Origin of the sequence: Paenibacillus sp. FSL R10-2771 (genome assembly GCF_038000205.1) — a bacterium.
Classification (GTDB): Bacteria; Bacillota; Bacilli; order Paenibacillales; family Paenibacillaceae; genus Paenibacillus_AQ; species Paenibacillus_AQ phytohabitans.
This window is the reverse complement of sequence record NZ_JBBOBM010000001.1, coordinates 3,108,050-3,134,242: the sequence shown is the minus strand read 5'-3', so window position 1 is coordinate 3,134,242 and position 26,193 is coordinate 3,108,050. Positions and strand designations below refer to the sequence as shown.

The window sequence follows — 26,193 nt, the reverse complement described above, 5'->3', positions numbered from 1 at the left end:
GAGAACTTTTCGGCAGCCTTTTTCTAAAGATAGACTGAAGATGAAGATTGACAGGTGCAACCGCCTACCTTACTATCTTATTGAAATTAGGCTATTCTGCGAGAGGAGAGAGAGCAATGTATAACGTGCTTGTCGCCGATGATGAACCTCGTCACCGCCGCGGCGTATCCGACATGGTTAAGCAGCTCCGCCCGGAATACCGGATTTTCATGGTGAAGGATGGATTGGAGGCTCTGCGGATTATCGAGGATAACCGGATCGATATTATCCTCACAGATATCCGGATGCCCAATATGGATGGACTGACTCTGATTGAACATATGGAGAGCCGCCGAGAACGGGTCAAAATTGTAATTCTCAGCGTGTACGGAAATTTCGAGTATGCAAGGCAGGCGGTAAAGCTCGGAGCCTTCGATTACCTGCTGAAGCCATTGGCATTAGGAGAGCTCTCCGAGATCCTTGACAAGCTTGACACGGCACTGGAGAAGGAACGGCTGAGTCTTCAGAACGGGGCAGTTCTTCAGCAGAGGCTCCATTCGGCAGCCCCGGTCTATGAGCAGCACTTGCTCAGCCGGTGGATGCGCTCCGCTGCAAGCGAGAAGGAGCTTCAGGAAATCCGCAATTTCTTCCCCGATTTAAACGGAGGTTTCGTGATGCTGGCAAGGTTTCAGCAGAAAGAAATTACCGGGTCTTATATGCTTGAAGAATTCGAGGAACTTAAGGCCACTGTGAAGAACTGGATGCGGGAAATCTATCAGACGGTCGGTCCTTCGCTGTCCTTCAACCTGGAAGGAGAGTACCCGATGATTGCTTCCGTTGTGACCCCGGGCCATTCCCTGGAGTGGCTGATGAAGCGGGATCTGGAGCAGTTCCGGCAATTCATCCGCCAGATCCGGGAGGAATATGGCCTGACTCTGACTTTGGGGGCAGGGAACTGGGTGGCCGATCTGTATAGCGGGGCTCCGGGATCCTTTGAGCAGGCGCGGAAAGCGCTCGAATACTCCTTTTATACTGGCGAAGGCCAGCTTGTCCTTTACGATGTAATCGCTTACAACCCTGACAAGCCCAGCTTGAAGATGATTCCTGCGGATACGGGCATGACGGATGCCTTGGCGCGGATGGACAGGGCTGCGGCTGCTGAGGCCTTGAAGACGCTTATTCAGAGACTGCTTGAAGGGGATTATCCGTCCCCGGCTCATCTGAAAGACTCTGTTCTGTACGCTCTGGTTAACGAGGTTAAAGGAAACGAAGTCTTGCTGCGTCAGGATGAAGCGAGCAATTTCATTTCAGAGATGGAGTTTCAAATCCCGGCCTGTGAGAGTCTGCAGGAAGTCGAGGCACGGGCGGTCTCTGTTCTAAACCGGATCATAGAGAGCATTCAGGAACGCAAAAATAACAAAAGCGGGCGGACCATCGGCCTGTGTAAGGCATTTCTTGAGGAGCATTATATGGAAGATCTGTCGCTGGAGTCTGTCGCCCGGCGTTTCTTTTTCAGCTCCGCCTATTTCAGCAGTTTTTTTAAACAGCACACCTCCATGACCTTCACCGAATATTTGCTGCGCCTGCGGCTGGACAAAGCCAAAGAGCTGCTCCAGGACGGGGACCGGAAAATCGCTACCATCGCCTTAAGCGTGGGATTTCGTGATGCGGGTTACTTCACCAGGGTATTCAAAAGGGAGACTGGACTGGCACCAGAGGAGTTCCGGAAGAAAGATGTATTGTAGGTGGACTATGAGACTGAAGAATAAGCTGGTCTTATCTTATATAGTGCTGATTACGCTACCGCTCACCATCCTCGGCTTTGGTTACTATTATGCAAGCAAGGACATTATGCTGAAGCTGGCCCGAGACAACGTCAGTGAGATTGTACTTAAGAACAATCAGATCATCAACGAACGGCTGAAGATCATTCAGGACAACAGCTTATCCCTGATGGTGGAGTGTGAGCTGTACCAGATTTTTGATGAGCCAAGTCCGGCCGGGGGAGTGCAGTTGCTGGAGAACAATAAGAAGGTGACGGGGATTCTTGGCAGATACTTCTCGCAGTCGGCCGATCTGTATTCCACTGAACTGGTCACGCAAGGGTTCGTGTATGGCAGCAAAAGCAAGAATACCTATCCCCCGGACTACTTCTACACCTCCGAGCTGTACCGGCGCGCCGCTGAGGGGAAAGGGCGTATCGCCTGGGTGCCGACTTATGATTATACCCGGATGCATAATCTGCCTGAGCTCGCGGGAACAGATATTGATTACCGTTATATGTTCTCGGCAGTCCGGCAGATCAATCCCTCCTGTGTACGGAATGACGTCATTGTCCGGGCCGAAGGGGCGTCCGAGAAACCGGTGCTGGTGATGAATTTCAAGGAAGATGTGTATGCAGGTATCTTTAGGGACAGTATCCCCATTAAAGGTTCCGTATTCATGGTGGCCAGTGACGACGGTACAATCATCTCCCATCAGGACAAGTCGCGCCTGGGGACCGTGGAATCCGCCGCCTGGCTGAAGGAGGTGCGCCGCGAGGGCAGCGGGACGGCATATGTAACTACCGGCGGGCAGCGGATGATCGCTTGCTTCGCTGTGTCCCCGGTGACTAACTGGCTGTCGGTTGTGCTGATTCCGCCCGGCGCATTGACCCATGATATTGCGGATACCATTCTGTTCTTTATTATTACACTGGGGGCTCCGCTGCTGGCTCTCTCGCTATTGTTCGCTTATCTGATCTCCGCACGTATCTCTTCTCCGGTAAGCAAGCTGCTGCTGGCCATCAAGCGGGTAGGCGGCGGTGATTTCAATGCGCAGATCAAGGTGGAGAGCAGAGATGAGCTGGGCCATGTATTGATGAAGTTCAACAGCATGAATGAGCGGGTCAGATCATTGATTGATGAGAATTATGTGGTCAAGCTGCGGGAGCGGGAGACGGAGATCCTCGCGCTGAATATTCAGCTCAATCCCCATTTTCTGTATAATACGCTGAATATTATAAATTGGATGGCTGTACACGGAGAGAAGGAGCAGGTTAGCCATATGCTGATCAGCCTGTCCCGTATGCTGCACTATACTACGGACAACCGGAGAGACCAAATGCTGCTTAGAGAGGATCTCGCCTGGCTGCAGGACTATATAGTAATTATGGCTAACCGTTTCGAACACCGGTTTCGTGTGGATTTCGATATTCAGCCTGAGCTGCTGGAGGTGAATGTACCGAAGCTGTTCCTTCAGCCCCTGCTGGAGAATGCCATCATTCACGGCTTCCGGAATATGGAGAGCGGCGGGCTGATCACCATCTACGGACAGCAACAGGGGAATACCATCCGGTTCTGTGTAGAAGATAACGGCAGCGGGATTGAGCCGGAGCGTATGGAACAGCTGCTGAAGGAGGAGAATGCCAATATAGGTCTGAAAAATGTGGATAAGCGGATTAAGCTGCTGTATGGCAATGAATATGGAATAGAGATTGAATCGGTCCCTGAATTCGGGACCCGCGTGAAGCTGGTCATACCGTATCCCGGCCCGCGTGAATAATGGCTGATATTCCAACCTTTCCCGCTGGCCAATGGCCTGCGGGGTTGTTTTTTATCATTGACCGTAAAATCGTACAGGAAACGAAAGATCGTACAATAGGCAACGGCAACAGCTACATTTACACTGTAATCAGCGACTGCAGCGCTTACATCCGAATTAAGGGGGATAAACAAAATGAGCAGGCACACTGGCAGAACCAAGCTGATGTTACTCTTCCTAATGATTGTTGCATTAATTGTAACCGCTTGCGGTAATGGCGGAAACCAAACAGATACGGCCAATTCAGGTTCAGGCAATACTCCCGCTACCGGAGAAGCAGGCACGGCCACCGGAGAGAAGGTGAAGCTGAAATTCACATTCTGGGGCAGTCCCCAGGAGAAGAAGGCGGTGGAGGACGCGATTAAGGCTTTTGAAGCCAAGAACCCTAACGTCACCATCGATTCCATCCATATCCCGGGCACAGACTTCTTACAGAAGCTGAATGCCATGATCGCCGGGAATGAAGCACCGGATCTAAGCTACTCGGCCGCCTGGAAGCTGAAGATGGGGGAAGAAGGATTGATCTATAATTTCTTCGATCTCATGAAGGATGACCCCAGCATTAAGAAGGAGGATTACCTTCAGTACGCCTGGTGGAACTGGGATACCGATAAAAGTGCGGGACCTTATCAAGCTTCGGTAGTCCCATCTCTGATGTACAATGCAGATCTGTTCAAAGAGGCGGGGGTTGAACTGCCGCCAACCAAAGCGGAAGAAGCCTGGCAATGGGATGAATTCGTGGAAACAGCCAAGAAGCTCACCCTTGACCGGAACGGCAAGCATCCGGATGATCCGGGATTTGATCCCAAGAACATCAAGCAATACGGTGTGAAGTACAGCCTCAGCTGGTTATCCTACATGCCGCTGGTTCTGTCTAACGGCGGCGACTATTTGACTGAGGACGGTGCGGAATTTGGGCTATCCAAGCCTGAAGCGACCGAAGCGATCCAGAAGATTGCTGACCTAATCAATATCCATCATGTTGCTCCTTCCCCGGTACAAGCCAGCAGCATTCCGGCACCGGCAACGGCGCTCCAATCCAGAAAGGTGGCAATGGTCATAGACGGAAGCTGGAACCATCTGGACCTGAGCAAGGCCAAGATCAACTGGGGCGTAGGTGTCCTGCCGGTGCTGAAGGACTATAAGACTTTCTTCCTTGGAGGCTCCCTGATTATATTCAAGAGTTCCAAGCATCCGAAGGAAGCCTGGGAGTTCTCCAAATTCCTGACGGATCCGCAGAATGTACTGGAGCTTCATCAGGGACTCTGGATGCCGCAGCTGAAGCAATGGTATGAAGATCCGAAGCTGGTGGACAGCTGGGCAAATGAAGAGCTTCCGGGCCGTCCGGCCGGTTTTCAGGATGCCGTTATGCGTTCCACCTACGAACATGCAGAGCCTTCAGCTGAGAATAATGTCCGAAACTTTGTAGAAATCGATGCTGCGGTAACAGCGGGGCTGGATCAGGTATGGCTCGGCACCAAAACGGCCGCAGAAGCGATGAACGAAGTGGAAGCCAAAATCAAGCCGCTTATACAAGGAACCTATTTGAAATAACGGACCTTGCCGGAAGGCGGATCTGCCGGATTCTTGGGGCACATCCGCTGCCGGCAATGCCCGAAGAGAGGAAACATGTGTATGGAACCCGTCTCTTCCCTGAGTGTAAACCGTGCAAAGACCAAGCGCAGTTCCTATAGGAATGAGCTGTATGGCATCTTGTTTGCCTTGCCGGCCATTCTTGGGCTGGTGATATTTACGCTGGGTCCCATGATCTACAGCCTGTATATGAGCTTCACCGACTATTCCGGGTCCAATTCCCCCTCCTTTATCGGACTGGATAATTACACCAGAATGTTTAGCGGGGAAGACCAGTATTTCTACAAGGCGCTCGGAGTTACCCTATATTTTGTCGTACTTAGTGTGCCCACCGGTATTATTTATTCCTTTCTCCTGGCCATTCTGCTGAACAGGAATATCAAAGGCAAAGCCATCTTCCGGACCGTCTTCTATCTGCCGTCGATCGTGCCGATCATCGCGATTTCGTTCATTTGGCTATGGCTCCTGAATCCCGATTTGGGGCTGGCCAACGAGCTGCTCCGCGCCATCGGCCTTCCCGGCAGCCAGTGGATTTTTGGAGAGAAATCTGTGGTCCCCTCACTGGCGCTAATGAACCTGTGGACAACGGGAGGGACAATGATTATTTTCCTGGCCGGATTGCAGGATATTCCCCGCTCGCTGTATGAAGCCATTGAGATAGACGGGGGCTCCAAGCTGAACAAGCTGCGGAATATTACCATCCCCATGATGACGCCGACGATCTTTTTCAACCTGATCATGGGGATCATTAATGGATTCCAGGTGTTCTCGCAAGCCTATGTCATGACTAACGGCGGACCCAACAATGCCAGCTTGTTCTATGTCTTCTATCTGTACCGGGAAGCCTTTCAGTTCTCGCGGATGGGAAGCGCAAGCGCCATTGCCTGGGTGCTGTTCATCATTATTATGCTGTTGACCTATACGGTTTTCAAGACATCAAGAAAATGGGTGTATTACGAGGGGGATGAAGCCCGATGAGGACAAAAGCATGGATGGAGAAGGGATTCGTGTATTTGGTGCTTTCAGCCGGGGGCCTCTTCAGTCTGCTGCCGCTGATCTGGCTCATCCGCAGCTCCCTGATGGATATGGGGCAAATTTTTGAGCTGCCGCCCATATGGATACCTAACCCCTTCCGGTTTAGCAATTTCAGTGAGGCGCTGACCATTCTGCCATTTGGACGTTATTTTATCAATACAACGATTATTGTCATATTCAGTATGCTGGGTGTCCTCGTGACATGCTCCATAAGCGCGTACAGCTTTGCACGGATGTCCTGGAGAGGACGCGATCTTATCTTTGGCCTGCTGTTATCCAGTATGATGCTGCCCTATGCGGTTACGCTGATTCCGACCTTCATCGGCTGGAGCAAGCTTGGATTAACCAATTCGTTCATTCCGCTGATTGCACCGGCCTGGTTCGGTGGAGGGGCGTTCAATATTTTCCTGCTGCGCCAGTTCTATCTGAGTATTCCCCGTGATCTGGACGAGGCGGCTTATGTGGACGGTGCCAGCCACGGGCGGATTTTCATCTCCATCATCATTCCTCTGACACGGCCCGCCCTGGTCGTTGTAGGACTGTTTACCTTTCTGGCTTCATGGAATGACTTTCTGGGGCCGCTGGTCTATTTGAACGATGAGTCCAAATATACACTGGCGCTTGGCCTGCAGCAATTCAAGGGCATGTACGCTGCGGAATGGCATTTGATGATGGCGGCAGCTACTGTAGTGCTGGCTCCGGCGATTATCGTCTTTTTTATCGGACAGAGGTACTTTATCGAAGGTATTACACTTACAGGCATCAAAGCCTAAACCTGCAGAAGGAGTGAGACAATAGGATGAATTCATTATATCAGCGCAAGGAAGGGCAGTCCCGCAGACTATCCAGTTGGGATCAGACCGGGGGCAACCGGGATTTCATCGTGATTGGAGCCGGCCAGACGGCAGCGATCGCAGAGATTGAAGGATCGGGCATCATTCAGCATATCTGGATGACGATCGCAGCCCGGAATAAATATGCTTTCCGCAAAGTGCTGGTGCGTATGTTTTGGGATGGAGAAGAAGAGCCTAGTGTAGATTCGCCGGTAGGCGATTTCTTCGGCGTAGGTCATGGGGTTGCCAGCCACTATGTCTCCATGCCGCTCAATATGATAACAACACAGGATGTCATTGAGGATAAGGCGGCGATGAACTGTTTTTTTGAGATGCCGTTCCGCAGCAGCGCACGCATTGAGATTATCAATGAATGCGAGGATGAGCTGGTATTGTACTTCTACGTTGACTATGTGGAGAAGCAGATTCCAGAGGACAGCTTCTACTTCCATGCTTCCTGGCGGAGGGAGAATCCTACACAGGGGACGGTCGATCTTGCGGCGTTGAAGCTGGAGCATGACGCGCAGGATAAGGCCAATTATGCCGACCAGAAAGTATATGAGCTAAAGAATCTGACGGGTGACGACAACTATGTGCTTATGGATGCGGTGGGAGAGGGGCATTATGTCGGCTGCAATCTCAGCATTGATCACCTGAATCCGATGCCGGGCTTCAGCTGGCCTGGAGAAGGGGATGACATGTTCTTCATCGACGGCGAGCCGTGGCCGCCCCGTCTGCATGGCACTGGTACGGAGGATTATTTCTGTGCAGCCTGGGGCTACCCGTCCGGTAAATACGACAGCCCGTATCACGGGATATCCCTGTATGCGCCCATCCGCGGCAACGGGGACGCATGGAGGGAGAGCAATACGATCCTGTTCAATGACTACTCCGGCAAAATTACGCAATACCGTTTCCATATTGTCGATCCGGTCATCTTCCGGGAGTCCCTTCGCTTCAGTATCGAACATGGTCACGGAAACTCCCAGTCCAATGATTATTCTTCGGTGGCCTACTGGTATCAGCGTGAGCCTCACAAAGCTTATCCGGAGATGCTGCCCGTAGCCCTTCGGCTGCCGCTGCCTGAGAAGGACAGCGCGAAGCAGTTCTTCCAGACTTTCTGATCCGGGGGATTGGCGCAGGACTGATCCGTGGTTCTCATATTCATAAAATAAGAGCATGTTTCCAGATGATGGAGATGTGCTCTTGTTTTATGTGCCCGGCGTGGCCTCGTTCTATAACACAAAAAGCCCGTACAGGCAGGATTTAAGATTCTCCTGCCTGTACGAGCACCTACATAAATCGCACTAATGCGGTTAAACCATGTAATCGAAATCCTTGCTTAGCGTAATGCGAAGGTGATTGAACATCCCGGATCAAGGAGCTGCTTGAAGAGACGTGAGTCCGGACGGGCCGGCAATTCTTCATGCACATTAAGCTCATCTTGTCCATTGCTTGCTGAAGCCATGAGTTTACCGGCATTGTCATGCCGAAGTTCGGTAATTACGGTAATCGTCACTGGGCAAAGATTCAGGATCGTTGCCTGCACGGAATCATCAGTTTTCCGGTAGGCTACACTGAAATATCCGCTGCCCAGCTTGACCTTATCCCAGGTGAAAGAGCTGCTTGGACTGAAGGGCCGGAAGGACAGCTGCCGGGAAGGGGCATCATAAGCGAGACCCAGAATGTCGGAGACAAAGAGCCCGGCATAAACGCCGGAGGCCCAGCCGCACTTCCCGCAGTTATTGTGACGGACTACATCCCCATAAGCGGCTCCGTTGTTGTAAGGCCACCACCAAAGCGAGCCGTCGGCATCGGTCAATTGGCGTATCCGGGTCAAATACCCGTCTTCACCAGACAGTGAGGCGGAGTCTGTAATCATGCCCATGCCGTTCATATACCCGGGGAAGGTACAGGCAGAATGGTCTCCCCACTGTATCCCCCTGGATTCAGGGTTATATGTTGGATTATGCGGGCTTAATGAGAACTGCATGTAATGCTTGTAGGTCTCATTGTCATATGAAGTGTACCCGTACAGCGGCATCAGAATGGTATCTGATTCCTCACCATCGTGATGCAGCAGGTTGACTTGCCCCTCTTCAACCAGATTCCAAATAAACTGCATGCCGAAATCCTTATATTTACCGTTGTATTTCTCTATGCTGTTTGTAAGCTTGTTGCCGTACCTGCTGATTCCCTCTGTATATTGACGGCCGAAGGGGCCTTGGGCAGTAGCCAGCTGTTCCAAATCTTCCCGGATTCTTCCGGCAATGGTCCGGTAGCGTTCTGCTCCCGCCGTGTCACTGAAGACCTCATCCACAATCCGGGAATAATGATAAAGAGCGGTCCAGGCAATCACATTGGAGCCTGTATGATAATCTCCCAGTGAATAGGCATCGGAGAGCCATACTGAAGGGTAGAGCCAGGGTTCATCTTCCTTACGGGTCAGCAGCAGTTCCTCCAGGAGATTACAGATCGACTCGTGAATCTCGGGATGGTCCAGAAACAGCTGTTTGTCACCTGTACTCCGGTAGTAGAGACCCGCCATGACAACAGAAGATAAGGAATTACTGAGAGAGTGGGTAATTCCCCCTTCATAACGGTTACCGGGCGGGCGAACTCCATGCTTCAGGAACCATAACATTCCCTGCCGGAATAACTCTGGCTCTGCTGTGTGAAAGGGAAGCAGGGAGTAGTACATATCCTTGTTCCAGGTGAACTGTGTTGTGGGTGACGTGCCCCAATTGGCACCAGCAAGAGTGTCCTGGCTGTCCATGGCAAGGGAGCCCATGCACTGGAGAAGGGCTCGTTCATAGAACTCCGCCGCGAACGGATCCTCGTCCATTTTCAGCTGACCGGTGATGCCCCGTAAATAGGCCCAGGTTTCATTAAGCCAGTAGAGTGTGCCTTTCTCATCGACAAGCCGTGGACAGGGATCACCAGCCGGATAGATGATAGCGGGCACCCAGCAGGTCTGACCCGGGGCCAGTACAACAGACACGATGCCATCACTGTCTGCCTGATGGCCGAGCACCTGTACACAGAAATCCGGACCGGAGAATAACTGGTCCGGCAGGGTGTCGGCGGAAGGCAGCGTAACTTCACCTGTTAGGGTCTGGCTGGATTGATTCTCCAGCAACAGCCCGTAGACCAGTCCGCGCAGCCGTTTCGAGCCGTCCGCCGACGTTGGAGCATAGACGAGAAGAGTGGCTTTGGCGGCTTCCAGCTGATATTCAGTGACCGGAAACAGATTATCGAGCAGAGAAGTGACATAAGGCAGATCATCGCTGCCCAAATTATAGTATTTCCCGCCGAGCTCCACCTTGTAGGCGTAAGGTCCGGCTTCCCTGAAATCCTTGCACATCCAAACGCCGGGAATATTATCACTGTAATAGCTGCCGCTATACACCGTGACATTTTTTATGGAGCCGTTCATGTGAACGTTCACCAGTGTTTTATTGTTCCCGGTATCAAAAGTTAACTCTGGGTCAGGCAGCTTGCGGCCGAAGAAGCTCACCGGATCATTAGCCGTATACTTGCCGTCCTGATAGACAACGCCGAAATAGAGGCTTCTGGGCTGAGAAAGGGCCTCACTGAAAGTGGTGAAGGGATGCGGCATGGGTATTCTCCTTTGCATTAGTGAAGTAGCGGCCTGCAGTGCCTTTCTTTATTATTCAAGAAGCTTGGGAAGAAAACTATAGGAGAAGCTTTGGATTTCAGGAGAATTTATAGCGCTTTCAACAGGATGAGGATTTGATAAATATGACCTCGAAATAAATACGGAAGAGATAAATCCAACAGAATGTGCCGAGTCCGGCTCATTTATGTTGACGGCAACATATTTAAATGTTACTGTAGGTGTACAGATATGTTGACGACCACATAAAAGGAGATGACTTTATTGAAGCCTAGTGACAACAGCGAAACCATTGAGGATGAAATCGGCGCAGTCACGCATTTCCCCGTGAATTTCTCGATCTTCAGTCTGGCTCGTTCCCATCACCGGATTGCGGGACAACTGCTTCGGGAAGCAGGCTTATACCCGGGCCAGGAACTGGTGCTGATGCAATTATGGCACCGGGACAGTCAATCTCAGAATGATCTCACAAAATCGTTGCGGCTTGATCACTCTACCATAGCGAAGTCCGTCCGCCGTTTGGAAGCTGCGGGTCTCGTCAGCTGCAGCCGTTCCGAAGTGGATAAACGGGTAACCATAGTATCACTCACCCAAGAAGGGCGTGATATAGAAACCAGAGTCGATCAGGCTTGGCGCAAGCTGGAGGAGATTACAACGGAACATCTGAATGCTGAAGAAAAAGTACAGTTTGCAGCTTTGGCCAAAAAAATAGCTGCAAATCTGGAAAAATAAATGAAAGTAAACCAAACCATGGATTATATAGGAGGAGAGATAAATATGTCGAAAAAATCTATGCAAGCTGTTCTGGTCAACGAATACGGGGATCCAAATGTTTTGAAGGCAGTCACCATTGATCGCCCTCAACCGCAAGCGGATGAAGTCCTGGTTCGCATCGTGTATGCTACGGTCATTCCGCTTGATTTTAAAATTCGTAAGGGTTGGCTTCAAAATGTATTTCCTGTAACCTTTCCCTACATCCCTGGTTTCTACGCTTCAGGAGTTGTCGAAGAGGTGGGGCATATGATAACGGAATTTAAGCCCGGTGACCGCGTTTTTGGCGGCATCAAAGGCGCTTATGCAGAATATGGAGTTGCGAAGGAACAAGAATTAATGGCGATGCCGGAAAGTCTCACTTTTGAGGATGCTGCAACGATCAAAGCAGGAGCAGAAAGCGCCTGGAAGGCCTTGTTCACTGAAGGTGAGCTCCAGTCAGGGCAAACCCTTCTCCTCCATGCGGCAGCAGGGGGTGTTGGACAGTTTGCAGTTCAGTTGGCTAAATGGAAAGGGGCAACCGTGATCGCTACGGCTTCTTCCTCTAACGTGGACTTCGTAAAATCGTTGGGGGCTGATCAGGTCATCGATTATACCACAACAAAATTCGAAGATATCGCAAAGGACGTAGATCTGGTGGTTGATTCCGTTGGCGGCGAGACAGAATCGAGATCCTGGACGGTTCTAAAAAAAGACGGAATCCTGGTTTCTTTAACTCAAGATCCCTCCCAAGAAAACGCTGAAAAATATGGCGTTACAGCTAAGTTCAATACCAAATTCCCTAACCGGGAAGACTTGCAGCATCTAACGAGATTAATTGCCGAAGGTATGATTAAAGCGGAGATTGATTCCATATTCCCGTTAAGCCAAGCGGATCAAGCACTGGAGAAGAGCGAAGCCAGACATGGACGTGGAAGAATTTTGCTGAAAATCAGCTCCATCTAACAAACCCCGGCCGGTCCTAATTATGATGCAGATCAACACACCTTCAAGAGAATGGAACCCTGTCCAGTCGTAAGAAAGGGAGATAATCTTGGAGGTTTTTGGTTTGGATTGCGCGATTTTATGTGCTGGCTGAATAGGGGGGAGCCTTTACCTTTACCCTTATCCTTCATCTAATTCAGGCTTCTCCCCATATTCTTTACCGAATTCCTCCATCTTCTTTAGGACAGGCAACAGCTTGTTTCCTTTCTCTGTCAGCGAATATTCGACCCGTGGCGGAACTTCAGGATACACATCGCGCAGAATAATTCCGTCGTCCTCGAGCTCCTTGAGCTGCTTGGTGAGCGAGCCTTGCGACAAGCCTCCCAGGAATTTTTTGATCTCGGTAAACCGGCGTCTTTCCCCTTCCAGATACCAGATAATGAAATATTTCCATCGCCCCGAAAGTACATTTTGCGTAAAGGCTATTGCATACATATCTCTTTTTTCATCAATAAACTCTTTTTCAAATCCTTCATTACATACCCGCATGATATCGCTCCCAGTCTAAAAGTACAAAAATATGTACTACGTTCATTTAAATTGCCTTCTTCGCAAATGAAACATATGGACGTATGATATTACCAAGGCTGCTAACGGATACAAATATTATTAGCAAGCTAATGATTATTGTAGCACAACCCGTAGAGGAGACCAATTAAGCTGTACAGTATTGCGACTATAGGGTGCTAAAGAGAGGACAATATTAATGAACAATCGTGTAGCAGAGATTCTTGGAATTGAAAAACCCATTTTACAAGGACCAATGAGTTGGATTACGAATGCTGAATTTGTTGCTGCCGTGAGTAATGCGGGAGGGTTAGGGATTCTTGGTCCTAATGCCGGCCAAACGACAATAACAACCTCACCGGAGGAAACCGCGGAACGTATGCGCCGTGAGATCCGGAAGACAAAGGAACTGACGGATAAACCATTTGGTACAACTTTAATTACTGATGCTGATATGAAGTTCACTTGGCCCATTTTGGAAGTTGTCATTGAAGAAGGTGTGCAAGTTATTCTTCTTAATGGTGTTGAAGGAACGTTAACTGAAAAGATCATTACCCCATTAAAGGAAGCAGGCATTAAGATTGTTTACCGTCCTTTAACTCCAACGATCGAAGATGCAAAGTCTGCTCAAGCTATGGGTGTTGATGTTTATGTTGCTACCGGGTTTGATGAGGGTGGAACATTGCCGACAAGTATTATCGGTACGTTTACAATAACGCCTATAATCGTTGATGTGCTTGATATTCCAGTTATCGCTGCTGGTGGAATCGGTGATGCTCGCGGTGTTGCCAGCGCCTTTGAATTGGGGGCAGAAGGTGTCTTTTTAGGAAGCCGTTTTATTCCTACTGTTGAAAACCCCGCAGCACAATCAGTAAAGCAAAAGATAGTGGATTCATCTGCAGCAGATTTGTTGTTGTACCGTACTTTACCTGCTTACTACCGTTCGTTGCCTACACCGTTTGCTGAAAAATTGGTGGCTATGGATAACCAGGGCGCATCTCGTGAAGAAATTGCTAAGGTAGGGGGTAGCTCTAGTGTAATCCGTATCGGTATGCTTGAAGGTATCGGCGAAGGGGGTATTATCACTGTGGGTACTGGAATTACGCAAATCACTAAGATCCAAACGGTACAAGAAGTGGTTGATGAGTTGGCAGCTGGTATTAAGTAAAATGAAGGCCGTCCTGTTATAGCTCATCTCACCGGTGGACACCTCAATTTCTCCATGTTATAGTTAGTTCGCTAAATATACTTTACAAGTTGAGGGTAAACTATGAATGATACAGTGGATTGTGATATCCGTCAGTCGTTAGACCGGATTTCTTCCCAAATGCGCCGGGATTACAGCGAATCTCTAAGAGAACTTAACCTTTATGTTGGCCAGGATAATTTGCTGTATCGCTTGTGGTTAGGAGATGGGATTACACAAATGCAAATAAGCGAACATCTGAAATGTGAGCCGCCTACGGTTACCAATATGGTTAAGTCACTGGAGCAAAACGGATTCATATACCGCAAGCGTGATGAACAAGATGCAAGGGTTATGCGCATTTTTTTAACAGATAAGGGAAAAGAGTTAGAACAACCGATTGAAGTCAAGTGGAAGCAGCAGCAAGAGAAATTACTGAAATCAATTTTACCCGAAGAGCGCTTACTGTTAAGGCGGCTTTTGAAGGAGATGGAGAGTAACTTATTCTAAGTTCTCTCTTGCTCATATTTATCATGCTAACTAATATATAGGGAGAAATGAAAATGAGATTTGGAATTATAGGTGCAGGACCCATCGCGTCGAATATCTCCAAAAAATTAATTGAGAATGGACATGATGTCAAAATTGCAGATGCTCGCGGGATAGAACGGCTAGAAGGAAAAGAACTTGCGGGTACACCAGTGAGTGTAGATGAAGTAATAACAAACATTGCTGTTCTAGTCATATCGATCCCTTTCCACGCACTGCCAAGCATTCGCAGCATTGTAGATAAAGTTGGGGAGGAAGTAGTCGTTATTGACACTTCAAATTATTATCCGGGTAGAGACAATAAAATTGCAGAAATTGAGAATGGGTTGGTTGAAAGTGTTTGGGTATCCAATCAGTTAGGGAGACCTATCACTAAAGCTTTTAACAATTTATTAGCATATACGTTGGAATATAAAGGAGCTCCCGAAGGTACCAGTGGACGACTTGCCATAGTGATTGCCGGTGATAACCAGTCGCATAAACAAATAACCATGAACGTAGTCAATGAGCTCGGCTTCGACTCTGTAGATAGCGGAGCCTTAAGTGATTCGTGGCGACAACAGCCAGGAACCCCTGCGTACTGCACAGAACTTACCAAAGAAGAACTAACCGAAGCATTAAAAAAAGCAAATAAAGAAAAAGCCCCATTCCTACGCGATAAAGTGATAGAGAAGCTAACGGCAGCTACTGTAGGATATTCGCACCAAGAAATTGTGAACTTGAATAGAGAGATATATAACTCCTAAGTTAAATTTCGAGTATCTAATATCGAGTAGGAGGGGGCGGCAAGCCCCCGTCCTCTCACACCACCGTACATGCGGGTCCGCATACGGCGGTTCCAAAAGGTTAACAAAGTTCCAGATAGCGTGAAAGTAAACTCTTCAGCCCTTTTGCTTCCCAATAGGAAGTCGGAAGGGCGTTATTCGTGTTCCGGGACATTTCCCACGCGCCTCGCCGCGAGTTGGCCATCTTAAAACAAGCCCACTTTGGAACCCCGAGTGCTCGAAGCTCGCGGATTCGTGTACGTACTCGTTTCCACTGTTTCCACAGACACATTCGAAGTCTCCTCCGAATCCACTGGTCCAGTGTTTGGAAGTGTGTCTTCGCCGAGGCTAGACGGAAATAACCGAGCCAACCCATCAGATAGCGGTTCAGTCGGTAAATCCTTTCTTCCATGGAAATGGACCAGGTACGTTTCGTTAGCTCTCGAATTCTCCCTTTAAAAGCTGCGAGACTCTTCGGAGCAATCCGAATCGTTGCCTGTTTCTGGCTCAGGAAACTGAATCCTAAGAACTTTCGGTGCCAAGGTCTCGCTACCGCACTTTTCTCCCCGTTTACTTTCAGTTTTAGCTTTCCTTCTACAAACCGACTTACCGATTCCATGACACGCTCGCCTGCTCGTTTACTCGCCACAAAGATATTACAGTCGTCCGCGTAGCGTACGAATCGCAAACCTCGCCCGGTCAGTTCCTTGTCCAGATCATCCAATAGAATGTTTGCTAGAAGCGGACTAAGCGGACCGCCTTGTGGCGTTCCCTCCCGGCTACGCTCCCATTTTCCATCCACCATAACTCCGGCGTTTAAGTAAGCACGGATTAGCGTCAGCACTCTTTTGTCCTCCACTTTCCGCGCCACTCTTGCCATTAGCATGTCGTGGTTTACCTTGTCAAAGAATTTCTCCAGATCCAAATCCACGACCCATCTGAGGCCGCCTTGGATATATCTTTGGGCTTGTTTAACGGCGTCATGCGCGCTCTTCCCCGGCCGAAAGCCGTAGCTGTACCACGAGAATTGTGCGTCAAAGATCGGGTTCATGACTTGTAAAAGTGCTTGCTGGAGGAAACGGTCCATCACAGTCGGGATGCCTAGCTGCCGTACACCGCCTCCAGGTTTGGGGATTTCCACCCGTTTGACTGGCGCAGGTCTGTAAGTTCCCGTCAGAAGTTCAGTTTTCACCGATGCCCAGTGCGTATTCAGGTAAACTTGTAGATTCGCTACCGTTACACCGTCCACACCGGGCGCTCCTCCATTTTGCACCACTCGTTTGTAAGCGAGTCGAAGGTTATCTCCTTTGAGCATTTGCTCCAGCAAGTTGTTCTGGTCTTCGCGAGAGGAAGGGACGACTTGTGCCGACGAAGAACTCGGCGCTCCGGCATACCCTGACGGCTTCACCGCTTCTCTTTGCCGCAAGCTCCCTTGCGAGATATTCTGCTGTCGTTGCTCTTCATGCGAACGCATCGCTTTCCTCTCTCCTTTCGGTTCAGCCCTTCCGTAAATTGTTGCAACAGCTTACGTACTATGGCTTCTGCTGACTCCTGCCAGTTCAGCGCAGCCTCTCAGCTACGGTTACAAGTTTTTTTTCTTGCTTATCTGACAGGTCTCCCCAGATAAGAACGTCATCTGTCTGCCCGCGACCACTGGAGTATACCGCGCCAGCCCTTGGCGGCTTTGGATTTCGTCATGTTTAGGTGACTCATCCGACTGACACAGCCTCAAATCCAGTTCGTGTACCTTGGCCCGTGCTTTTGCCTCCGGCTTCCTTCAGATTCCACCTCACGGTGGACACCCTTGCCCTTGGCTAACGGTAGGCGCTCGCCAGCCCCCGTTCGGGACTTTCACCCTAAAGATGACGCCCATGCTGGGCGTACGAATATAAAAAAACAACTCCTGGTGAGTTGTTTTTTTTATGGCAGAACAGGGGCTTTGTCGATCATTAAATTTCTTTGAACTATCTGTGGTGGTGTCGATGGACAAGAACATAATCCCATTAGAATCCGCGCCCAGCGTGGGTTTTCTCTTTTAACGGACCAAGTTCTTGTCCTTTTCTCAAGACAAGAACTTGGTCCTATTGCCGATTAGATAATCATCTTAAACTAAGCCAAACGCGTAGAAGAGCTGATCAAAGGAGTTAGTGAGCTAGGGTAGAAGTCGAATATCTTTAGAGGAGAGATACTTTTCAGTCACTGAGTAACGGAAATCGAAAAGGGGCGGTTTCTAATGAACAGAGCATTGCCGGAAGTCCAATTTTACCGCCGTGACTGCTCTGATACTTTCAAATCCGTTAATCCAGGCAGTTATTTACAAGCATTGGGTCTATTCGGATTCAGAACGAGGAAATCACCGGGAAGCTCGGACAGCTTGGCAACCAGTTCATCCATACCTGACTCCAGTTTGAATTCCATTTCCTCCCGGTATAGCGGAACCAGGAAATAAACCTGAACCTGATTGCCATCTTTCGTATGGACTGTGCTAACCTCTTCCGGCAGAGCAAACAGGATCGCGCCGGACAGCTCAGTGTTAGGCGTATATGGCTCGTAATCCTCCGTATTGGGGATGGTATGGCCGTATCCAAGCCACGTCTGATACATATGCGGGAACCGGGCAAGCATCTTCATCAGCCGGATCGGCCAGTAGTTCTCCTCCTCTTCAAAATCCTTCTGCGTAAGCGGCCAGTCCGCCGGCAAAAACATCATCAGCTCCGCGCGTTCAAGATGCTTGTACTCTTTACGGATCTCCTGTGGGAGTGTCATCGGCAGATCGCTCATCCCATTGGTGTACAGCACTCGGTATGGCTCATCAGGTGTAGCTTCCATAATGTTCACATCAATATGTACGATGTCTGAAATCAGTTCATGGAACACGCCGGTTTCTCGGTTTGGAAAGACTTTATTAAAATGTTCGTTTAATTGTTCCATGTACAAAATTTCGGAGGGAGGCGTAACCTGCCGCTCATCCGGAGCGTCATAGCCATAAATTGTGGTACCGTCTTCCGATTTGCTCATTTCATTGCCGCCAAACAGTTTTTTGAAAAAGTTCATGTCTTTGTGCTCCTCTGTGCGGGTTTTGTATTAAATGCGAAATGAAGGATGCTGCGATTAAATTCCTGATTCTAGATGGTTTGAAACCTCACTTGGAAGTATAACAAAAGGATAGCCCCGGAGCGATGGGTCTATCGATTCGAATAACCAGGGATATACATGCAAAAATGGGATATTTGCACTTGAGCAGGAGGCCGTAAATCTCGATTGCGCGTGAACGGGAGGTCTTTAGGTCCACAACTGCAGGCTTATGCGGCCGATGAATCTCCTTTGCTTGCCGGTTAGTGAAAATCTTTTTCTACTGCTTTTTGCAATAGCTTAAATTCGTTTCTATAAAAGTCAATCAAGCCGTCCCGCTTCATCCATGCAAGCTCTCTGGATAAAGCACTTCTATCTACATCTAAATACTCGGCCATCGCTTCTCTATCAAAAGGAATAGTAAAAGTTTCTGTTCCAGTTTCACGCATAACTCTTGTTAAATATGTTAAGACCTTATCCCGAATAGTAGGCATAATCAGACAATCATTTCGGTCATGCAGTTCTAACGCTCGTTCTGCGATACTATCAAAAAGATTGCCAAGTAATTGTTCGTGTGCCATACACAACTTCGTACAACGGCTCAATATGCTTTGGATAGGAATAAACAGAACTTCAAGTGGTTCTATTGCCTGTACTGACATAGGGCATCTTCTTCCACGGCTAGCCGCTGTTAAAACTGCGGTATATCCACCCGGATAATGGAGGGATACAATAATTTTTTTTCCCGTGACGCTCAATTTCGTACTTTGAGCGCTACCCTGCAATATGATGCCGACATCATCCACTAAATCGCCCTCACGGACAACCATCTCATCTTTTGCATATTCTTTCCGTGTGGCTGAAAGACATTTAAGCATTTGGGGAATATCACTTGGGGAAATCCCTGAAAATAAACGTGATTGACATAGGGAATCTAAGTTGTTCATGAGAGGCTCCTCGTTGCATGTGCAACATATTTTTTCTTTTTACTGTACTATATTAATCATAACTACAAAAGAATTTAGTCACCTTTTCTAACGTCAGAATGGAGGAAAAACAATGCAAGGGAAAGAAAATTCAATAAAAGCGAGAAATCGGCTTTTAGCCTCAAAGGTTATTAAAAATCTGCAAAGCAGAAAGTTTGAGGCTTATTACTGTGATAACGCCATAGAAGCTGTAGAAAAGGCACTATCATTTATTCCAGAACATACTTCGGTATCATGGGGTGGGTCAGTCACGCTTGAGGAAATCGGGCTTCTTAATCGAGTACGTCAAGGCAGCTATATGATTACTGATCGTGATACAGCGCAAACCATGGAGGAACGTTATGACCTCATGCGCCAAGCTCTTTTGTGCGACACCTATTTAACGAGCTTTAACGCTGTTAGCGAGGATGGCATATTGGTCAATATAGATAGTGTTGGCAATTGAACAGCGGCAATTACCTTTGGACCGAAAAGTGTTATTGCTATCGTTGGGATGAATAAGGTCTGCAAGACCGCTGAAGACGCAGTTATAAGAGCCAGAACATATGCGGCCCCCATTAATGTATACCGCTGTTCGTGTTCGTCCAGCCCATTTTTACATTCGCCGCAAAAAACGCCCTGCCTGGTCAATGGTGCTTGCGGAGATTGTAAAACAGATGATTGTATCTGTTCTTATATCGTCCAAACAAGAATGTGTAAACCGGCGGGGAGAATAAAGGTTATCCTCGTTGGTGAATCTTTGGGATTTTGAATAAGGATTATAGTTTAAAAATGCCGTTGCGAAAAGCACGGTGAACTGTAATGGGAGGGATCGGTTTGAGGACGGATATAAGTAATTGGAAGCCTTTAACTGTGTCGGAAATAAATAAACTTTTTTCTGTCATTCCGATACATTGGTGTATTGCCGGGGGCTGGGCATTAGACTTGCATCTACATAAACAAACCAGGGAACATAGTGATATTGATGTTATTATTACTCGTGAAGAGCAATTAATCGCTTATCAGTATTTAATGCGTGATTGGATGTTGTACAGGGCTGAAGATGGTAAGCTTAGTCTTTGGGAAGATGGAGAGTATTTGAACTCGACAAATGATGTATGGGTTAGTAAGAGCGATGATTCGCCTTGGGCTTTTCAACTTATGATCATTGATACCGAAGAAAATTCATGGACTTATAAGAGAGATAAATCAATTAGAAGGCCAATGGCTGAAATTATTTTGAAAACTGTTGAAGGAATACCTTATTTGAGACCCGAAATCCAACTTCTCCATAAAGCAGGCGGTTCGAAAGTACGGGAGAAGGATATTAATGATTTCCGAACAATGCTGCCGACACTTCTGCCACAAGAAAAAGCATGGCTGAAATCTTCTTTAACCCGACAATTTCCGGAGGGCCATGACTGGGACAAATTTTTGTAAATTAAAATATTAATGCTTTGTTGCTCTTACGGATCGGAGGGGTGCATTAATATTAATTTCCGTTTACATGAAGCTATTGATATTTTAGAGCGCACACCAGAAACTCTGGAGCGTTTCTTATCTGGTCTGTCAGAAGCATGGGTGCAAAATAATGAAGGGGAAGGAACCTGGAATGCACACGAAGTGGTTGAACATTTCATTGAAGCAGAGAAACATAACTGGATTCCGCGAGTGGAATCCATTGTAATGCAAGGGGAACATCATCTGTTTTCTGCATTCGATCGATTCTCACACTTGAAGGAGAAGTCGAAACGAACTTTGGAAGAGGCACTTCTAGAGTTCAAAATCATTCAAAAAAATGCATACAGTGGTACTTAAAACATTCAAAATGTTCATGTTAGCATAAATCTAACAGCATGCCCTCAATAAGGACGCCGGGAAGAAGCCCGGCGTCCTTATTCTGAAATCAAGAGGGCTACCGAATTCTCATTATCAGGAAACTCAGGGTTGAATCTACTGCTTAAGCGTTGTCAGCATACTCTGAATATGGCTTTCCATTAGCTGCCGTGCTGTTTCGCTTTGCCGTTCCTCGATGGCAATGGCGATTTTCTTGTTTGAAAGCGCTATCCTGTGCTTTCAGCTACTTCATTTGAGGAGGTTTTTATTTGAAGAAGAAACGATCGTTTTCTGTTTGTATGGCAGCAATCTTACTTCTTGGCTTTTCCAGTATATCTCTTGGCACTGTCCGTTTGGCAGCTGCTGAGTCAGCCAGTGAAGAGATCACTGCCGCCGCAGCCTTTATACATCCCGGGATTTTGCAGAATGCTGCTGGCATCCAAACTATGAAGGATAAGGTAGCCAGCCATGCCGAGCCATGGTACTCAACCTATACGGCACTTCAGAGTACGGTTGCCTCCTACGGCACTATATCGGCCGGGGATTATACCCTTACGGCTATAACACACAACAACAGCGGCGGATGGAATGAAATGCGCCTAGCTGCTACCAAGGTCTATAATCTGGCCTTGATGTATACCATCACCGGTGATGCCACTTATGCCGCAGGATCACGGACGATCATGATGAAATATGCGTCGATCTTTACAGGAGTTGGCACCAGCGGTGATACCGGCTCCGTGTATGATACTAATCTTGACGTAGGGGTTGTTGCTTTTAAGTTCAGCGCTGCTGCAGAGCTGCTCAGATATGGCTATAGCGGATGGTCCGCAGCAGACACAGCTTCGTTGATCGCAATGTTTAACAAGAATACGGGCGGCACAGCCATAAGTATGTATCAGCTGTTATCCAATGCGGCGGTGCTTGCAACCTATGATATGGATAACATTACCCATGGTCACGCAGCCATTCTGCGGGAGGGTTCTATGGCTTACGCCGTATTTGCCGAGGATACGACGCTGTATAATCTGGTGAAGAGCGATTTCAAAGCAAACAGCACAGCCTACTACACCAATCAGGGAGCTGAGTCTTGGCAGAAAAAACCGGATAAGAGCCAGGGGGCGAACGGGTATAGCCTATTGTACAATTACAATGCCACTACGGGGCAGAGCAAGGAGAGCGACCGGGATCAGGCACATGCGCTGGTAAATCTGTCCGCCTTCATTAACGTGGCACAAATTGCATGGAATCAGGGCGATAACAGCCTGTATGAATTTAATAACCGTCTCTTATTAAAGGCAACAAATTTCAGCGCTCAATATAATCTGGGCTATGAAGTAGATGCTTACGTAACCGCCTATCCATGGAATCATCACAGCGATAGCGGGATAACCACCTATGACAGAGGAAAAGCTGCGGAGAATATGTATGCGTCAGCTTATAATTATTACAAATTCTCCTCTGCTGCCGCAGCCAGTGAATATACGTATTTATCCAAGTATGTGAATAACCCGGTGTATGCGGCCGACAAGAACGGTTACGACGGGGGACATTACTGGCCACGATCCCTGTCACTAATACCGGAAGCTTGACCACATACACGACTACAGCGCTCTCCGGTAACATTCTCACCACTTCAGGGTCGGCAGGAGGCACTGTGACCGGAAACTATATGATCTATGTTGTTTTTAAAGGGGCCAGCTCCAGCACAAGCATGAATCTTCTGTATTTGACTTTGCAATAAATTTGGGAAGCTTATATCTGAAACAACGGAGAGGCCATCAGCTACCATTAAGTCTGGTGGTCTCTTTTTTATGAGTTCCCGTGCTGACGCACCGGCTGCCGGTCAGCTAAAGTGTATGACAAAATATAAACATTTCAGGTGAATTTGCAGAAACTTTTAATACACGCTCGGGAATACAATTAAGCGATATGAAGAGCATCATTTAGCACAATGGGAACGGAGGTAGAACTTGATGCAGATTCTTTCAACGGAGACAACTATCCGAACGGCTTCTCGCAGGGACGAACGATGCGTGGTGCGGAAACAACATCTCTGTTCCATTATGACGGCCAGGTAGTGGAAGTGAAGTTTTCACGATCACATCCATGTACGCAGCGGCCCCCTTAAACACGGAACTCTCAGATGGCTTGCTAAAGGTGCAGATGACCGGTCCGTTCCAATTATTGAAAGCGGGAATAACCATGACGTGGAGAGCAGATTCGTTATTGAAGCAGTTATATATCAGTAGCCTGAAGAGGATTGAGCAAGAGCGCCTACAGATGTTGCCTTCAGAACGGAAGATTTATCTGAAGGAGACCCTGGAACGGTTAATCGGAAGCTTTGAGCCTAGCGGTAAATGCGAAGCTACTATTATTGAACGTGTTGTGTGTGACGGTTATGTGCGGGAGCGGGTGGAGCTGTCTGCTGTCTCCGGGTTGTCCTTTACCGCTTATGTCCTAATTCCAGATGGCTATGAACAGACTACAATTCCTGCTGTGTTAGCGGTCCATGGGCATGGTTATGGAAGCAGAGAGATTGTCGGTTTGAACTTCGATGGAACTGTCGATGAGAATCCTCCGGGAATTCATCAGCATTTCGCCTTGCAATTAGTGAAACGGGGACTGCTTGTGATTGCCCCGGATATCGTTGGTTTCGGAGAACGCTTGCTTGAAGCTGACTTGACGGAAGATGGCCTGGCTCCAAGCTCATGTTATAAGATGTCCACACAATTACTGATGTTAGGCAAAACATTGACCGGATTACGTGTAATGGAAACGAGGCTGGTATTGGACTATTTAGCCTCGCGGCCGGAGGTTGACGCGGAACGGTTGGGAATCATGGGCTTTTCCGGCGGCGGATTAATCTCCTATATCACTGCCGCGTTGGATGAGCGGTTAAAGGCTGTCGTGCTTACCGGCTTCACGAGCACGTTCAAGGAGAGCATCATTGCCGTCGATCATTGTATCTGTAACCATATTCCGGACATATTGCTCTATGCAGAATTGCCGGAATGGATCGGTCTAATTGCTCCAAGAGCCTTATTCCTGGAGTCCGGCGAACATGATCCTATTTTTCCGAAGCAAGGTTTTTTGCAAAGTGTGGAAGACATCCGGAAGATTTATGAAGCGGAGAATGCTGCCAATCAATTGTCCTCAGACCTATTCCCTGGCGTACATGAGATTAGCGGCAGATATTCCTATGATTGGCTGGCGGAGACCATGATCTGATGGTATCGCTTGTGCCAAGCACCTTCAATGCTTATGGTCCGCACCGGTATTTTGAGAGAGACCGCCATTTAACAAGTCCTTTCGATCACAACTGCCCGCAGCAAGCTGTGATAGGATCGGGAATTGGCGAATACAGCGGGGAGAAGAAGGAAGAGCTAGGCCGGTCCATGGCCAAATTGAAGGCCAAACTGAGAGGCTTCAATCAGACAAAGGACGGAGAAGCACTTATCACGAAGCTTGATTAATGATCGTTTTCATCGAGATAATTGGAGGAGCTAATAATGAAGGATAGTTTTGATCCGAAAGAATATGGCGCTGTGGCCGACGGCATTGCCGTGGATACGGCAGCAATCCAGAAAGCGATTGACGTTTGCTTTGAGGCGGGCGGCGGAACCGTGGTGCTTGCGGGCGGTACATTTGTCTCGGGAACCATTTTTCTGAAATCCAATGTGTATTTACAGGTGAACCCGTCTGCTGTGCTGCTGGCCAATCCGGATATCAGTGACTACCCGGACGGAACGCATTATAACCGTTACATCAATGAACAGGACATGGATAAATGCTTTATTTATGCCGAGAATGCGGTGAATATTGGGGTAATCGGCCAAGGTGAAATAAACGGCAATGCGGAGAGCTTCCCGAATGAGGGCAGCATTTATCGTCCGATGATGATGAGGTTTCTGCGCTGTATGAACATTCAGGTCAAGGGACTGCGGCTCTATAATTCGACGGCATGGACAACGGCTTTTTTGGACAGTGAGAATATATGGTGCGAGGATTTGGACATTCGTAATGAAAGAAGATATAACGGGGACGGCCTCGATTATGATGGTTGTAAAAATGTGTTTATCTCCAATTGCAAAATACTAAGTACCGACGACAATCTTTGTTTACAAGCCAGCAGCAAAGAGTATCCGATGAAGAATGTGCATATTGTCAATTGTCATTTCACTTCTATCTGCGCCGGAATCCGTATCGGCCTGAAATCTGTAGGCGATATCTCTGGTGTCACAATCCACAACTGTACATTTGAGAATGTATGGCGTGAAGGAATCAAGCTGGAGTGCACAGAGGGCGGCAGCATTACCGACATTGTAGCCCAGGGCCTGGTCATGCGGAATGTAACCCGTCCTGTCTTCATGATCCTGAACAACCGGCTGGATGTAATCGGTTCTTCGCTCGGTCTTGAGGTTATGCCGGAAATCGGGACCATGGAGCGGATTACGCTGGCGGATATTACGGCGACGGACGACGAGGAGATGCAGCATACCCATTACCGTTTCACTGACGATGTAATGGGCTCTCCATCCTTCAACGGAATCCGGATGGATGCCTGCGACAGTTATCCCATCCGCGATGTAACCTTAAGGAATATTACGTATACCTTTATCGGAGGCGTTGATAAAGAAGACATCCCCCCGGCTTATCCCAAGGTATGGGACATGCGGTATAACCATCCGGAACAAGTATCCGAGAACTATTATCCAACCTGGAGCCGGGCGGCGTTTATGGATATCCGCAATGTGGAGCGGCTGACACTGGAAGGGATAAAGCTTCACGCTATTAATAAAGATACAAGAGCGCCGTATATTATCGAGAACTGCACGGTCTTTAAGCAAGAAATTGTGGAGTACTAATGTTTCTGATCATTAACTACAACATCGACATG

The 26,193-nt window shown here is 48.2% G+C and carries 21 protein-coding genes and 1 pseudogene; 17 read left to right on the top strand and 5 right to left on the bottom strand.

Annotation, left to right across the window (positions count from 1 at the left end; all coding sequences use genetic code 11):
- Positions 1–116 precede the first annotated feature (116 nt).
- The 6 genes from NSU14_RS13505 (at position 117) to NSU14_RS13480 (ending at position 8,146) form a co-directional block, all read left to right on the top strand.
- Positions 117–1,724 carry a response regulator transcription factor gene (locus tag NSU14_RS13505; RefSeq protein ID WP_340945408.1) on the top strand — a complete coding sequence of 536 codons (1,608 nt, stop codon included), beginning with the start codon at positions 117–119 and terminating at the stop codon, positions 1,722–1,724.
- 7 nt (positions 1,725–1,731) lie between these two features.
- Entirely contained in the window at positions 1,732–3,522 is a 1,791-nt protein-coding gene (locus NSU14_RS13500) for a sensor histidine kinase (protein WP_340945406.1), read from the top strand.
- Between the two features lie 174 nt (positions 3,523–3,696).
- Entirely contained in the window at positions 3,697–5,115 is a 1,419-nt protein-coding gene (locus NSU14_RS13495; protein WP_042137544.1) for an ABC transporter substrate-binding protein, read from the top strand.
- A gap of 81 nt (positions 5,116–5,196) precedes the next feature.
- Positions 5,197–6,132 (top strand): carbohydrate ABC transporter permease, encoded by a 936-nt coding sequence (locus tag NSU14_RS13490; protein ID WP_042137545.1) that lies wholly within the window; start codon positions 5,197–5,199, stop codon positions 6,130–6,132.
- Complete coding sequence (locus NSU14_RS13485; RefSeq protein ID WP_042137546.1) at positions 6,129–6,962, top strand: carbohydrate ABC transporter permease; 834 nt, start codon at positions 6,129–6,131, stop codon at positions 6,960–6,962. The genes NSU14_RS13490 and NSU14_RS13485 overlap by 4 nt, the downstream gene beginning before the upstream one ends.
- A gap of 26 nt (positions 6,963–6,988) precedes the next feature.
- On the top strand, positions 6,989–8,146 hold the full coding sequence (locus tag NSU14_RS13480; protein WP_042137548.1) for a glycoside hydrolase family 172 protein: 1,158 nt from the start codon (positions 6,989–6,991) through the stop codon (positions 8,144–8,146).
- A 218-nt stretch (positions 8,147–8,364) separates the two neighbouring features.
- Here NSU14_RS13480 and NSU14_RS13475 read toward each other — a convergent pair whose 3' ends face one another.
- Complete coding sequence (locus tag NSU14_RS13475) at positions 8,365–10,641, bottom strand: hypothetical protein (protein ID WP_052421887.1); 2,277 nt, start codon at positions 10,639–10,641, stop codon at positions 8,365–8,367.
- A gap of 282 nt (positions 10,642–10,923) precedes the next feature.
- Between NSU14_RS13475 and NSU14_RS13470 the strand changes: the two genes are divergently transcribed.
- Positions 10,924–11,391 carry a MarR family winged helix-turn-helix transcriptional regulator gene (locus tag NSU14_RS13470; protein ID WP_042137550.1) on the top strand — a complete coding sequence of 156 codons (468 nt, stop codon included), beginning with the start codon at positions 10,924–10,926 and terminating at the stop codon, positions 11,389–11,391.
- A 45-nt stretch (positions 11,392–11,436) separates the two neighbouring features.
- Positions 11,437–12,375 carry an NADP-dependent oxidoreductase gene (locus NSU14_RS13465; RefSeq protein ID WP_052421888.1) on the top strand — a complete coding sequence of 313 codons (939 nt, stop codon included), beginning with the start codon at positions 11,437–11,439 and terminating at the stop codon, positions 12,373–12,375.
- 159 nt (positions 12,376–12,534) lie between these two features.
- Here the strand turns inward: NSU14_RS13465 and NSU14_RS13460 are convergent, their stop codons facing one another.
- Positions 12,535–12,903: a winged helix-turn-helix transcriptional regulator gene (locus NSU14_RS13460; protein ID WP_081970015.1), complete on the bottom strand. Its 369-nt coding sequence runs from the start codon at positions 12,901–12,903 to the stop codon at positions 12,535–12,537.
- Positions 12,904–13,120: 217 nt separating this feature from the next.
- Between NSU14_RS13460 and NSU14_RS13455 the strand changes: the two genes are divergently transcribed.
- The 3 genes from NSU14_RS13455 (at position 13,121) to NSU14_RS13445 (ending at position 15,402) form a co-directional block, all read left to right on the top strand.
- Positions 13,121–14,089 (top strand): NAD(P)H-dependent flavin oxidoreductase, encoded by a 969-nt coding sequence (locus NSU14_RS13455; RefSeq protein ID WP_340945392.1) that lies wholly within the window; start codon positions 13,121–13,123, stop codon positions 14,087–14,089.
- 102 nt (positions 14,090–14,191) lie between these two features.
- Positions 14,192–14,617, top strand: coding sequence for a MarR family winged helix-turn-helix transcriptional regulator (locus tag NSU14_RS13450; RefSeq protein WP_042137556.1), 426 nt, complete (start codon positions 14,192–14,194; stop codon positions 14,615–14,617).
- A gap of 53 nt (positions 14,618–14,670) precedes the next feature.
- Positions 14,671–15,402, top strand: a complete 732-nt coding sequence (locus tag NSU14_RS13445; RefSeq protein ID WP_340945388.1) for an NADPH-dependent F420 reductase — start codon at positions 14,671–14,673, stop codon at positions 15,400–15,402.
- 100 nt (positions 15,403–15,502) lie between these two features.
- Here the strand turns inward: NSU14_RS13445 and ltrA are convergent, their stop codons facing one another.
- The 3 genes from ltrA to NSU14_RS13430 form a co-directional block, all read right to left on the bottom strand.
- A complete protein-coding gene (gene ltrA, locus NSU14_RS13440) occupies positions 15,503–16,894 on the bottom strand; it encodes a group II intron reverse transcriptase/maturase (RefSeq protein WP_081969981.1) in 1,392 nt (463 codons plus the stop codon).
- An 836-nt stretch (positions 16,895–17,730) separates the two neighbouring features.
- Positions 17,731–18,474: a suppressor of fused domain protein gene (locus tag NSU14_RS13435; protein WP_076243124.1), complete on the bottom strand. Its 744-nt coding sequence runs from the start codon at positions 18,472–18,474 to the stop codon at positions 17,731–17,733.
- 281 nt (positions 18,475–18,755) lie between these two features.
- Entirely contained in the window at positions 18,756–19,439 is a 684-nt protein-coding gene (locus NSU14_RS13430; RefSeq protein ID WP_076243123.1) for a Crp/Fnr family transcriptional regulator, read from the bottom strand.
- A gap of 112 nt (positions 19,440–19,551) precedes the next feature.
- On the opposite strand from NSU14_RS13430, the pseudogene NSU14_RS13425 reads away from it, so the two are divergent.
- From NSU14_RS13425 to NSU14_RS13400, 6 genes and pseudogenes are all read left to right on the top strand, one after another.
- Positions 19,552–20,229 (top strand): annotated as a pseudogene (locus NSU14_RS13425) (lactate utilization protein).
- 65 nt (positions 20,230–20,294) lie between these two features.
- Positions 20,295–20,897: a nucleotidyltransferase domain-containing protein gene (locus NSU14_RS13420; protein WP_340945381.1), complete on the top strand. Its 603-nt coding sequence runs from the start codon at positions 20,295–20,297 to the stop codon at positions 20,895–20,897.
- A gap of 695 nt (positions 20,898–21,592) precedes the next feature.
- Positions 21,593–22,885, top strand: coding sequence for an alginate lyase family protein (locus NSU14_RS13415; protein ID WP_156118642.1), 1,293 nt, complete (start codon positions 21,593–21,595; stop codon positions 22,883–22,885).
- Between the two features lie 691 nt (positions 22,886–23,576).
- Positions 23,577–24,524: a dienelactone hydrolase family protein gene (locus tag NSU14_RS13410; RefSeq protein WP_340945375.1), complete on the top strand. Its 948-nt coding sequence runs from the start codon at positions 23,577–23,579 to the stop codon at positions 24,522–24,524.
- Positions 24,524–24,769 carry a hypothetical protein gene (locus NSU14_RS13405; protein WP_340945373.1) on the top strand — a complete coding sequence of 82 codons (246 nt, stop codon included), beginning with the start codon at positions 24,524–24,526 and terminating at the stop codon, positions 24,767–24,769. Before NSU14_RS13410 ends, NSU14_RS13405 begins: the two co-directional genes overlap by 1 nt.
- A gap of 36 nt (positions 24,770–24,805) precedes the next feature.
- Positions 24,806–26,161: a glycoside hydrolase family 28 protein gene (locus NSU14_RS13400; protein WP_340945370.1), complete on the top strand. Its 1,356-nt coding sequence runs from the start codon at positions 24,806–24,808 to the stop codon at positions 26,159–26,161.
- The last annotated feature ends 32 nt before the right edge of the window (positions 26,162–26,193 follow it).